12 protein-coding genes are annotated in these 12,241 nt (G+C 37.7%); 6 read left to right on the forward strand and 6 right to left on the reverse strand.

Translation table 11 applies throughout. The annotated features are described in order from the left end of the window. The 5 genes from EA412_14405 to EA412_14425 all read right to left on the reverse strand — a co-directional run. The coding region (locus EA412_14405) for a LamG domain-containing protein (GenBank protein ID TVR76089.1) at positions 1-721 on the reverse strand (721 nt) is incomplete at its 3' end. A gap of 116 nt (positions 722-837) precedes the next feature. Then, on the reverse strand, positions 838-1,143 hold the full coding sequence (locus EA412_14410; protein TVR76090.1) for an ATP-dependent Clp protease adaptor ClpS: 306 nt from the start codon (positions 1,141-1,143) through the stop codon (positions 838-840). A 53-nt stretch (positions 1,144-1,196) separates the two neighbouring features. Then, positions 1,197-1,496, reverse strand: coding sequence for a hypothetical protein (locus tag EA412_14415; GenBank protein TVR76091.1), 300 nt, complete (start codon positions 1,494-1,496; stop codon positions 1,197-1,199). A 17-nt stretch (positions 1,497-1,513) separates the two neighbouring features. Beyond that, on the reverse strand, positions 1,514-1,756 hold the full coding sequence (locus EA412_14420) for a hypothetical protein (protein TVR76092.1): 243 nt from the start codon (positions 1,754-1,756) through the stop codon (positions 1,514-1,516). Positions 1,757-1,759: 3 nt separating this feature from the next. After that, on the reverse strand, positions 1,760-2,080 hold the full coding sequence (locus EA412_14425; GenBank protein TVR76093.1) for a thioredoxin: 321 nt from the start codon (positions 2,078-2,080) through the stop codon (positions 1,760-1,762). An 86-nt stretch (positions 2,081-2,166) separates the two neighbouring features. Between EA412_14425 and EA412_14430 the strand changes: the two genes are divergently transcribed. The 6 genes from EA412_14430 (at position 2,167) to EA412_14455 (ending at position 8,339) form a co-directional block, all read left to right on the forward strand. Beyond that, positions 2,167-2,613: an NUDIX domain-containing protein gene (locus EA412_14430; protein TVR76094.1), complete on the forward strand. Its 447-nt coding sequence runs from the start codon at positions 2,167-2,169 to the stop codon at positions 2,611-2,613. A gap of 6 nt (positions 2,614-2,619) precedes the next feature. Next, positions 2,620-4,062 carry an SDR family oxidoreductase gene (locus EA412_14435; GenBank protein TVR76095.1) on the forward strand — a complete coding sequence of 481 codons (1,443 nt, stop codon included), beginning with the start codon at positions 2,620-2,622 and terminating at the stop codon, positions 4,060-4,062. A gap of 86 nt (positions 4,063-4,148) precedes the next feature. Further along, positions 4,149-4,841 (forward strand): toxin-antitoxin system YwqK family antitoxin, encoded by a 693-nt coding sequence (locus tag EA412_14440; protein ID TVR76096.1) that lies wholly within the window; start codon positions 4,149-4,151, stop codon positions 4,839-4,841. A 195-nt stretch (positions 4,842-5,036) separates the two neighbouring features. Further along, complete coding sequence (gene lepA, locus EA412_14445) at positions 5,037-6,827, forward strand: elongation factor 4 (protein ID TVR76097.1); 1,791 nt, start codon at positions 5,037-5,039, stop codon at positions 6,825-6,827. A gap of 16 nt (positions 6,828-6,843) precedes the next feature. Further along, on the forward strand, positions 6,844-7,719 hold the full coding sequence (locus tag EA412_14450) for a bifunctional 5,10-methylene-tetrahydrofolate dehydrogenase/5,10-methylene-tetrahydrofolate cyclohydrolase (GenBank protein TVR76098.1): 876 nt from the start codon (positions 6,844-6,846) through the stop codon (positions 7,717-7,719). Continuing rightward, on the forward strand, positions 7,716-8,339 hold the full coding sequence (locus tag EA412_14455; GenBank protein ID TVR76099.1) for a 7-carboxy-7-deazaguanine synthase QueE: 624 nt from the start codon (positions 7,716-7,718) through the stop codon (positions 8,337-8,339). The genes EA412_14450 and EA412_14455 overlap by 4 nt, the downstream gene beginning before the upstream one ends. Before the next feature lie 24 nt (positions 8,340-8,363). Here the strand turns inward: EA412_14455 and EA412_14460 are convergent, their stop codons facing one another. After that, positions 8,364-12,212: a hypothetical protein gene (locus EA412_14460; GenBank protein ID TVR76100.1), complete on the reverse strand. Its 3,849-nt coding sequence runs from the start codon at positions 12,210-12,212 to the stop codon at positions 8,364-8,366. Positions 12,213-12,241 lie beyond the last annotated feature (29 nt).

The raw sequence follows: 12,241 nt of genomic DNA on the forward strand, positions 1-12,241 counted from the left end.
CAGTCATGTTTTGCTGAATTTCAGCTTCCGTCCTTACCGAAGACCAGTATCTTACATCATCAATATAACCGTTAAAAGATCTATTTCCCCATTCTGTATTTTTACCGATGGTAAAGTCTATGGAAGACATACTGACTTTACCTGTATAGATACCTTCATTCACTAAAATACCGTTATGATATAGTTTTACAAATGATGTATTAGTAGAACTCTCGTGTTCATATGTTACAGCAACATGAGTCCATATGTTTTTTTGTAAAGGATGAGGTGATTTTAACTCGCAATGATTAAATCTACAACCATTATTGGGTAATGTAATCATAAACCCCAATTCCCTATCTGAACCTCCTGCACGAATTTCCCAACCCTGTCCGCTTGAGTGTTTTCCAACAACAGGATCGTTAAAAAAATTATTTCCAAATCCTAAAGGCAAAAACCAGGTTTCAATAGTAAAAGAATCTCTTAAATTTAAACTGCTGTGATGCGGTACCTGAATAACATCATTTTGATGTTTAAAGTGAATCATATTACCGGCACCCCGAATATTCTTAGTTTGCTTAATATCAATTTTATCAGCTAAAGTATCTTCTATATAACCAAATTTGTAAAATAAAACTCCACCAATAATAATCATGATAACTGCAGTAATTCCAAGTGCTCGGGTAGTGTTAAATTTTTGTCTTAACGAAAGCTTTAAATGAGGCTTTTTATACGGTTTCATTTTTTTGGATTTTAAATCATCTTACGAAATGAAACCGAAATTGTTTCTATTTTGAGTTATCAAAATAAATTAAATCATGTATATATATTGCAATAAAAAGAACCCACTTATAAAGATTATTTATATTCATGAGACTCAACAGCGGCATCTATGCCACGATTAAGCAACTCATCTTTCATGGGTATTAATTCCAACTCAGTACCATGCTTAACAGTTGCCTGACCTTTAAAATGAATGAGGAGGGAACACTGTTCAGCCTGTTCAGGACTATGCCTGCAAACTTCCATTAATGATTCTATTACCCAATCAAAAGTATTTACATCATCATTATAAACAACCAGTTCACATGGCGATAAGACATCTTCCAAAACATCTGTATCTTCATTAATCTGTTCTTTAGTTTGAAAAATGAATGTAGACATAACTAATTAAATGTTTTAACTAATTTAAGAAAAAAATTGTAAATCGAAAAGAATTAACTCAAATTAATAATACTTATAACCTCATCTCTTTTAAGACCTAATTTATCAGCTAATCGGTCAAAAATCTGGCTTTCATTGCCATAAGTAAGCTCTAAGTCTTCGTTATTCAAGGTTTTGAATTGCTTTTTGATATTTTTAGCAATTTTGGACCAGTTATCAGGAGTTTTAATTTTTCGTAAAGCTTTTTGTTCTGATGTTGCTATATCACCGGCTTTGTCAATTAAGACTAAAGCGCCTGCAACAGCTAATCCGGCTACAATACCAGCCATAATGTTCGAAAGATTTTGTGCCATAATTATATATTTATAAATTAACTAATAGAATCTCTTACTCTTTGTGAATATGCTCTTATTGCTTTTGATAATTCCAAGTCATCACTTTCCATCTTTTCAATTATCCAAATTGCAGCTGAAACATGTGTAAGTTGCTCCCCTTCATCTTTTCCATCGACTTCAATTTCTGGTGTATCTTCATTAAGAATAGACTCTTCTGCAGCTTTTAGTTCATCCAACTCATACAAATTAACAAGTTTTTTTATCACAGCTAATTTCATGCTCTAATTTTTTAAATTATCTAACATTTCAACTAACTTCTCTTCTTTCGTAGTAGCCGTTCCTTCAATAAGCTCTCCATTCTTAAAGGTTCCAAAGAAAGGCAAATTGTCAACACCTGCTTTTTTTCTGGCTTCAGGACTTTTTTCAGCATTTACATCCAAAAAAGTTATATCCTTGTAACGCTCATCTTCTGATAATCTTTTAAATTTAGGCGTAAATAATCTACAACTGCCACACCAATCTGCAAAATACTTAACAATTACCAATTTATTATCAGCCAATGCATTTTCAAAATCATTATCTGTCTTAAGTTCTACTGCCATTTTTATTATTTTTAAACAAAATTAATCAATTTATCTTTTCTATGTGAAATTCAACAGCTTTTTAAAATTCCTGAAAATCTAACATTATGTCTAATGTACATTTTATTATAAGAGTTTATGGTATCTTTATAAAAGAAGGCAATTTACTAACAGTTGCAGAAAATTATAACAATCAGGCCCTCGTAAAATTTCCGGGCGGAGGTTTGCAGTTTGGAGAAGGTATTAAAGATTGTTTGAAAAGAGAGTGGAAGGAGGAAACCGGATACGAAGTTGATAAAGCCGAACATTTTTATACAAATGACTTTTTTCAGGCCTCTGCATTTCACAAAAACAGTCAGGTCATTTCTATGTATTATCTTGTTGAATGCAATGGACTGAACTTTAATTCTATTCCAAATGAAAAAAAAATAACCTACAATTGGCAGTCTTTAGATTCTTTGGATCTTAATCAATTTACACTTCCAATTGACAGGAAAGTAGCAGAATTACTTTATAAAACATATAGTACAGATTCTGCAAATAATAAAATATAGAAAAAAATGAAAAAAATATTACTCACAGGAGCAAACGGATATATTGGTAAAAGAATCCTACCGGTACTTATCAATAAGGAGTATGATGTTTATGCAGTTGTTAGAGACCCGAATCGAATTAAAATACCAAAAGAAATTGCTCAACAAGTAACTCTTCTAAAAGCAGATCTTTTAAATGAAGATGATGTCAACAATCTGCCAACGGATATTGACTTAGCCTATTTTTTAGTTCATTCAATGTCCGGTGGCAGCAAATTTTCAAATACCGAACAAAAAATAGCCGAAAATTTTAAACACTACTTAGATAAAACCCAAGCAAAACAATGTATATACCTGAGTGGAATTTCTAATGACGATGATCTATCTGAACATCTTAAATCCAGACTTGATGTAGAAGAAATTTTAAGTAAATCAAAAGTTCCCGTAACTATACTCAGAGCAGCTATAATCATTGGTTCGGGAAGCGCTTCTTTTGAAATCATTCGGGATTTAACTGAAAAGTTACCGCTTATGATTGCTCCTAAATGGATTGATAATTATTGCCAACCTATAGCCGTCAAAGATGTTATCTACTATCTCACAGAAATAATTGATAAGGAAAAAGCTTTAAATCAAATCTTTGACATTGGAGGGCCAGAAGTTCTTACATACAAACAAATGATGCTGGAATTTGCAAAAGAAAGGCAGCTGAAAAGATATATCTACACCGTGCCGGTTATGACACCTAAGCTTTCGTCCTACTGGCTTTATTTTATCACCTCTACCTCTTACCCATTAGCTCAAAATCTGGTGGACAGCCTGAAAAATAATGCGGTTTGTGAGATAAAAGGTATTGATGAATGTGTTCCCTTAAATAAAACAAGCTACAATGATGCTTTAAAATTAGCCTTTCAAAAAATTGAACAAAATGCAGTTGCTTCAAGCTGGAAAGATGCTATGCTCACAGATAAAATAAATAATGTTTTTTCCGGTATGATTGAAATTCCAAAACATGGTTGCCTTAAAGATGAAAGGCGTCAAAAAATAGAAGCCGGAAAAGTAAATGAAGTTCTGGATAAAATCTGGTCTATTGGAGGAGATAATGGTTGGTACTATATGAATTGGGCCTGGAAAATCAGGGGTCTTATAGACAAAATGGTAGGTGGAGTAGGTGTCAGAAGAGGCCGAAGAAGTCCTACTGACCTGGCAGTAGGTGATGCTTTAGATTTTTGGAGAGTCATATTGGCTGATAAAAAAGAAAAACGATTAATCCTCTATGCTGAAATGAAATTACCCGGCGAGGCATGGTTAGAATTTAGTATACAGGAAGATAAAAACGGTGAGTTTTACGTCAATCAAAATGCTACTTTCAGACCTCTGGGTGTGAGTGGTAGATTATATTGGTATAGTTTAGTTCCGGCTCACTTTTTTATCTTTGGAGGTATGCTGAAAAAAATTGTAAAAACTTAGTAAAAATCACTATTTCACAGTGGTAAATAATCCTATCAAAAAAAATACGTTCTGAATTGTGACTATTTAAATATTAGATTTTAATTATGAAAAACATACTGAAACTACCTGTCATTTTTATACTACTATTCAGCTTTTTATCTTCCTGTACAGATACTGAAAAAAAAGTGGTAAAAATATACTTTGATGAATACCCCGAAGTAATTCATGAAAAATTTGAAGTTGCTAAAGAAGATACTAGCCTGAAAATTGGTTTTTACAAACGATTTAATGAAGAAGGTGTTCTCAGAGAAGAAGCAAACTTTAAAAATGGGGTTCTTCATGGTGAACGCAAGTTATATTATCCTACCGGAGAGCTTTTTATAGTAGAAGTTCATGAAGACGGAAATTTTCACGGACCTTATTTTTCCTATTTTGAAAATGGAAACCCCAGAGAAGAAGGTGAATTTGTAAATAATGCCATACACGGCATCTGGAAAAACTTCCATCAAAACGGTAAGGTAAATGAAATTGTTACTTTCCGAAATGGTGAGGAACACGGGCCTTTTGAAAAATATCATGAAAACGGTGCTCTGGCTGCTGTTGGACAATATGAAAACAGCAAAGAAACGGGTGATTGGATATATTATCATGATAATGGCAACGTCAGAGAAGAAGTCAACTACCTTGAAGGCTGGGAAAATGGCTTAGTAAAAGTTTTCGATGAAGAGGGAAACCTCTGGAAAGAAATAATTTATGAAAGAGGCAGAGTACAACAGTATAACGAATATCCACTTTAAATTCTTTACCCTTTAATTAGATTCATCTTTAACTAATAATTGTTACAATTGTTAGTTATTTCAACTATTGCAAGAATTCTTTACTAAACACTTAAAACTAAAGTGAATTCACGTATTTTTGCAAAAGCAAACGGTACAGCTTATTTTTTAGTTGAAAAACTGCACATTCTTGTTTGTAAGATTTAAAACATTTAGATGAAAAACATTAGAAACTTCTGTATAATCGCTCATATTGACCATGGAAAAAGCACATTAGCAGACCGACTTCTTCAAACCACTAATACAATTACTAAAAGGGAATTTCAAAATCAGGTACTTGACAGCATGGATTTGGAAAGAGAAAGAGGAATTACCATAAAAAGCCATGCTATTCAAATGGATTATATTCAGGATGGAGAACATTACACACTGAATTTAATTGATACCCCCGGCCATGTTGATTTTTCATATGAAGTTTCCAGAGCAATTGCAGCCTGTGAAGGCGCATTGTTATTAATTGATGCTACTCAGGGAGTTCAGGCACAAACAATTTCTAACCTTTACATGGCGCTGGAATACGATCTGGAAATTATTCCGATTATTAACAAAATTGATATGCCCGGTGCAATGCTGGATGAGGTTGAAGACCAGATTATCGATTTATTGGGCTGCGAAAGAGAAGCAATTGTTCATGCCAGCGGAAAAACAGGTGAAGGAGTTGATAAAATCTTAAAACAAATTATCAGTGAAATTTCTTGTCCTAAAGGAGACCCTAATGAACCCCTGCAGGCAATGATTTTTGATTCTTTTTTCAATATCTACAGAGGCGTTGTTGCATATTTCAGAATTATGAACGGTACGCTCAAAAAGGGAGACCCCATTAAGTTTCTTTCAACAGGGAAAACCTATGAAGCTGAAGAAGTGGGAATCCTCAGACTTCAGCAAATCCCTAAAAAGGAGCTGCATACAGGAGATGTAGGATATGTAATTACCGGCATTAAAGAATCAAAAGAAGTAAAAGTCGGTGATACTATCACGCATGTAAAAAATCCAACTCTAAACCCGGTACGAGGTTTCCAGGAAGTAAAGCCAATGGTTTTTGCCGGAATTTACCCAACAGACTCTGAAGATTTTGAAGATTTAAGAGATGCACTGGAAAGGCTTCAACTAAATGATGCCTCTCTAACATATGAACCTGAAACCTCAGCTGCTTTAGGTTTCGGATTTCGTTGCGGATTTTTAGGTCTGCTTCATCTGGAAATTATACAGGAAAGACTTGAAAGAGAGTTTGATATGTCTGTTATCACTACAGTCCCTAACGTTTCCTACAGAGCCTTTCTGAAAAACGGAAAAGAAATTAAGCTGAATAATCCGTCAGATATGCCCTCTCCGGAATTGATTGAAAAAATAGAAGAGCCATATATAAAAGCACAAATCATTACAAAACCGGAATATCTGGGTAACTTGATGTCTCTGTGCATTGATAAAAGAGGAATATTAAAAAATCAGGTGTATCTAACCACCACCCGTGTTGAAATCACCTTTGAAATGCCATTGGCAGAAATCGTATTTGACTTTTATGATAAATTAAAAAGTGTTTCTAAGGGATATGCTTCATTTGATTACTTTTTAATAGAATACCGGGAAGGGGATTTAGTGAGACTGGATGTGAAATTAAATGGCGAAAATGTAGATGCTCTATCCGCGCTTATTCATAAAGACAAAGCCTATGATTTTGGAAGAAGGCTTTGTTCAAAGTTAAAAGACTTAATTGATCGTCAGCAGTTTATGATCGCTATTCAGGCAGCTATCGGAAATAAAATCATTGCCAGAGAAACGATTTCAGCTTTGAGAAAAGATGTTACCTCAAAATGTTATGGTGGTGATATAACCCGTAAACGTAAGCTTCTGGAAAAGCAGAAAAAAGGAAAGAAAAAAATGCGTCAAATAGGTTCAGTAGAAGTTCCTCAGCAAGCATTTTTAGCAGTTTTAAAATTAGACGACTAAAAAGTAAAAGCAAACTATGCAATTATTAGACGGCAAAAAAATTGCTACGGAAATACAAAATGAAATACGGGAGAAAGTCGAAGAGTTAAAATCTTCCTCTAAAAAAATACCACACCTGGCAGCTATTTTAGTTGGAAGTGACGGAGCCAGTGAAACCTATGTACAACACAAAGTAAAAGCCTGTAGTAATGTGGGTTTTGAATCCAGTTTAATAAGACTCGATCAGGATATTTCTGAAAATGAATTATTAAGCAGAATTGAGTCACTGAATGAAAATACGAATATTGACGGCTTTATTGTTCAGCTTCCACTGCCAAAGCATATTGACCCGGAAAAGATTCGGCTGTCCATAGATCCATCAAAAGATGTTGATGGTTTTCATCCAACTAATGTCGGAAAAATGGCACAAGGCATAAATACTTACTTACCGGCTACACCCATGGGGATACTGGAATTAATTAAAAGGTATAATATAGTCACTAAAGGAAAACATTGTGTTATAGTTGGCCGAAGCCAGATTGTAGGTTCACCGATGAGTATTCTCATGAGCTCAGCCATTGAAAATGGAAATGCAACTGTTACCCTTTGTCACAGATTTACTGAAAACTTAGAAAAATTTACCCGCGAAGCTGATATACTTATAGTTGCTACAGGTATTCCGGGCTTAATTACTGCTCGTCATGTAAAAGAAGGCGCTGTAGTAATAGATGTTGGAACCACGCGTGTTCCGGATGCTACAAAGAGAAAAGGCTACCGATTGAGAGGGGATGTTGATTTTGAATCTGTAAGTCCGAAATGTAGTTATATCACGCCCGTTCCCGGTGGTGTCGGACCATTGACAGTTACTGCCTTATTGCTAAATACTTTAAAAGCGGCAACCGAATTTAAATGAATATAAAAGATATAGATTCTTCAAAGGCACTACCCGTCATGGAACACTTCTATACGATTCAGGGAGAAGGTCGTTTTCAGGGACATGCTGCTTATTTTATCAGGTTAGCCGGTTGTGATGTCGGCTGTGTCTGGTGTGATGTAAAAGAGTCCTGGGATGCAGAAAAATACCCTGTTTTAGAAATTGATACTCTCGTTTCCAAAGCAAAAAATTCAAAAGCTGAAATAGTTGTCATTACAGGTGGTGAGCCTTTAATGTATAATTTGGATACACTTACCAAAAAGTTAAAAGAAGCCGGACTAAAAACTCATATAGAAACTTCCGGCGCGCATCCTTTAAGCGGAACTTTCGACTGGATATGCCTTTCCCCGAAAAAGTTCAAAGCTCCACTGGAAGAAATTTTATTAAAAGCACATGAGCTAAAAGTAATAGTTTTTAATAATAGTGATTACAAATGGGCTGAAGAATACGCCCAAAAAGTAAATGATAGCTGCAAATTGTTTTTACAACCCGAATGGAGTAAAGAAAAGCAAATGTTACCCGCCATTATTGAATATGTGAAAGAAAACCCTAAATGGGCTATCTCTTTACAAATTCATAAATACATGAATGTGCCTTAAGCAACATTAACCCTTAATTTTCACTTACTCCACCCTCACCCTTCCCCCTCCACTACCTGCACTGAAAGAAGGTGCGTAAAACGACTGGAAAGAAGCGTTGCCGCCGGCGACATTGCCTTTATGGACAATACGGACAGGAATTTCGATGATGTAAGTGCCTGCCCGGAAGCGGTCGAAATAGAGATTGACTCCTTCATCACCAATAGCGATGTAGTAACTTAATCCATGTGAAAACTGCCTGCCGGAAATGCTTTCTACAGGTTCGGCTACCGGCGGGCGGACATCTTTTAAATGCAGGAAGTCCATGTCTCTGTCAGCACGTAAAGTCAGCCTGCTAATGAGTAAATCGCCCTGCTGCAAATTGCCGTGTTCAGCAAGCGGGCGGGAAAGGGTTTTACCATCTTCACGGTATTGCACAAAAAAGGCTTTTTCAACTTTGAGTTCATCACCGTAATCCTCAATGTGGTCAATAGGTGTATCATAACGGTACATGACCGAACCCCAGGACAAACCATCCTCTCCGGCATCAACCGTAATCTTATCGGGTAGGGAGCGGATTTGGGTGTTGCTGTAAGTCTGCGAGCGGTACAAAGTACCCGGTTCAGCTTCCCTTCCGGAAAATGTCCAATCGACATCGCCATATTGCAGGCGGATGTCTTTTTCTGTTTTGAGCATATCAGCAGGAGATTTCAGCATCGCCCAAATGACTTCTGTAGTTCCGCGTGTAGTCGGCCATGCACTAACCTGCTTGTTGAGCAGCAGCCATTTTTGCACTTCCAGTACCAAACGTTCTTCCTGTGGGGCAATTTCCAGAAATGCCTGCACTATTGCTGCATGGGTTTCAATAGGAGCATCCTGCCAACGCCAGCTATGGGCACTTGTCCGCCAGTAAGTGCCTCTGTCTTTGGAGCGGATAGCCTGCGCTTTCAGTATTTCTATGCTTTCCGTGGCAATTTCTTTTTTATTATAGCGAAAAGCCGTCATCCCAACGAGTGCCTGTAACTGTGGAGCAAAATCAGACTGATGCTTTTTGGCATGTTCCAGAATTTCATGAGCCGTTGTATTATCACTCGTATTTACTGAAAAGAAACTTAGGGCATAGAGATTATTCAACAGGTAAACAGGCGTATGCCTTTCATCGTATTTTTCATGTTTTTTAAATTCAGCCCACTGACGGTTGGTTTCCTGTTGGAGATAATTTCTTGCACTGTTAAGCATTTCAGTCAGTCCGGGTTCTGTTGTTTCGATTTGTTGGCTTTGTAATTTCGCAAAGAGTTCTACCACTACTCTCGTAATATACTGATTCGGCCTGCCCTGTGGCATCCAACTGAAACCGCCTTCGGAAGTCTGGTAGTTTTGCAGTTGCCGCACAATTTCCCGTTTGCGGTTATTGACATAATTTTGATCGGTGAGTTGCAAAAGCGACTGCAGGTTTTCTGATTCAGCAATGGACTGCCGCACCCAGGGAGTAGCCTGCAAAGTCAGTGCTTTAAACTCGGGATGTTGTGCCAGAAAACCTTCCAGTATGTTGCGGTCGCCACTATGCTGTTGTTGTTGCAAAGCTTTGAGTACAACGGCAATTTCGGGATGTTGCTTGAAAATATGCTGTCCGAGACTGATAGCAAAATATTGGCTTGCCAGATTGTCTGCTGTGCGGTGCTGCACTTCCAGCAGGTTTGGTAATGCAAAAATCACCTGCCAGGAAGGATTGGGGGTAAACTCCAGGCGGAACAGTTCCGGTCGTACTTTTTCATCCTGCATTTTAGCAGCAAAAGGAATTTGAAAATGATGCTGCCCTTTTTCATCCACATAAAAATTAAAGCTTTCGGTTACCGGCACATAGAGTGGTAGAACAGGTAACAAATGCCTTTCTCCATCACTTTCCCCTGCGGCTGTACCGGAAATTTCTATTTCCAGAAAAGCATGCTCCCCGGGAATGGCAACTTTCCAGTTTACTACTTTGGAATTGTTTGGAGCAATCGTTATTTGCTTATTTTTTTCATCCTGCAGGTAAGCGAAAGTAACATCTTTTTGTGTAAGGGCATCTTTGATGATGATTTGGAGATTTCCGTTTTGCTCCTGCTGCGACATATTGTAGGCAGTGGCAGTCAGTGTAATTTCATCGCCTTCCCTTACCCAGCGGGGCAGAAAACTTTTCACCATCCAGTTTTGATGCGTGATGGCGGTATGCTCAATGATGAGTGTCCGCAATTCCTGCGTATGGCCAAGCCCCATAAATTTCCAGCGGGTTAAGGTTTCAGGCATGTCAAATTCCATTTGCACTTTGCCGTTTTCATCTGTTTTTAAAACCGGATAAAAGAAAGCTGTTTCAGCAAAATCTTCACGGATAGCAGTGGGTTCTTCTTCATGTGCCGGGTCATCTATTTCACTGGTTTTTTCTACAACATCGCTGTCTGCATCAATTAAAGGAGTTTGAAAATTCAAAACTGCAACTTCACTAAGTTCTAACGATTCTTCTTGTAAATCATAAGTTTCGGCAGCTCTTCCACCTCGCATGCTTGCCCCTTTCATATATATTTGATACCAACCAAAGGTTTGAAAGCCAAACATATTCAAATCCCCTTTTTGTGGTTCCACAATGCTCCATCTTCTGTGCCTGGAGTCCCTGATTCGTGTATTTTCCAAACCAAAACTTTGTGCATTTCTAAAATTGATACTTACGGAAGGAAAACGTTTATTCCATGAAGTTTGCCATTTGTGTGGAGTAAGCTGGTCAAGAGATGCATCATACAACACAGCCATAAATTCCGCATCAGCCGGTTCTCCTTTTTCATTTTTTAAAGTCAATTCCCATAAATTCGCACTTCCGGGAGCAAGGGTGTCCGGTTTTTGAATCCATTCAGCCTGCAAATATTCCGGTGGCGGGGCAATGAAATAGCTAAAACTTTCTTCAAAAACCATATTTTCAAAAATCATAGAGAGTTTAACCGTCACCCTGCCGGTATAATTATTCCCCGGATTGAAGGTGTAAAGGCGTTTACGATTATTCAGGCTTACCCATTCATCTGTAATCATGCCATTGGAAGTGGCGGCCTGCAAACGGATTTTAGCATTGACAGACGAACCCATTAGCAATTGCGGTTTTTCACCTTTCGACAATTGGCTTTTCAACTGATGAGTCCATAAAAAATCCGGTTCCGGCATGTTTCGGGTATCTTCCTTAAATAGCACAAAGTCTTGCTCAACTTTTACAGAGTCACCCTTTTCGCCTGCCAGTCGAATTTCAATCCGGTAAGTGTTTTCGGAAAGCTGCTGCAACAGCGATTTATCCAATTCAATTTTACCTTCTATTTGCAGGTTTTGACGTAAAACAATTTCTCCGGTTTTTGGTGTATAGTCCTCATAAGGCGATTCCCAATACGGCAGCCTTTGATAGATTTGTTCATCTATCATTAATTGCGTGGGATCTGCCCAGGGGCGTTTTTTAAAAGGCTTTTTGTGGGGAACAAGCTTCCTGACAATTAATTCCCCGGAAGTGTTTACCGGATTGCCCTGCAAATTATTGCTTTGTATAAAAAAGCCTTCAAAACGGCTTGCATTGATTTTTTGCGGGAGATTGGTCTCTATGCTGAAAGGCTGCCTGCCCAGCACGACAGTTTGTAACCCGGAATGCGTTTCACCGGATTCATCGGTTACATCTGCCTTTACTTCATAATGGAAAAGCTGTCCTTTATGTTTGCCGGCAGCATAATCGGGTATGGCAGGAAAGCTGATGATAAACTTTCCATTTTCAAGCGTTGTATAGCCGGAAGTGATTTCCGTTTCTCTGCCAAAAGGAGGCCTGAATCTGCTGTAAAAAGGCATCCACCTACTTTGGCGGGTGACGGTATAGCTCACTCTGCCGGTACTCAAAGGACTCCCGAAAAATGTTGTGGCAGTTC

The organism is Chitinophagaceae bacterium (assembly GCA_007695095.1).
Lineage (GTDB): Bacteria > Bacteroidota > Bacteroidia > Chitinophagales > REEL01 > REEL01.

Coding starts and splice junctions, on each gene's coding strand:
- EA412_14450 (TVR76098.1), top strand. CDS start 6,844: ATGCAATTATTAGACGGCAAAAAAATTGCTACGGAAATACAAAATGAA.
- EA412_14435 (TVR76095.1), top strand. CDS start 2,620: ATGAAAAAAATATTACTCACAGGAGCAAACGGATATATTGGTAAAAGA.
- EA412_14420 (TVR76092.1), bottom strand. CDS start 1,756: ATGAAATTAGCTGTGATAAAAAAACTTGTTAATTTGTATGAGTTGGAT.
- EA412_14430 (TVR76094.1), top strand. CDS start 2,167: ATGTCTAATGTACATTTTATTATAAGAGTTTATGGTATCTTTATAAAA.
- EA412_14425 (TVR76093.1), bottom strand. CDS start 2,080: ATGGCAGTAGAACTTAAGACAGATAATGATTTTGAAAATGCATTGGCT.
- EA412_14415 (TVR76091.1), bottom strand. CDS start 1,496: ATGGCACAAAATCTTTCGAACATTATGGCTGGTATTGTAGCCGGATTA.
- EA412_14455 (TVR76099.1), top strand. CDS start 7,716: ATGAATATAAAAGATATAGATTCTTCAAAGGCACTACCCGTCATGGAA.
- EA412_14440 (TVR76096.1), top strand. CDS start 4,149: ATGAAAAACATACTGAAACTACCTGTCATTTTTATACTACTATTCAGC.
- lepA (TVR76097.1), top strand. CDS start 5,037: ATGAAAAACATTAGAAACTTCTGTATAATCGCTCATATTGACCATGGA.
- EA412_14410 (TVR76090.1), bottom strand. CDS start 1,143: ATGTCTACATTCATTTTTCAAACTAAAGAACAGATTAATGAAGATACA.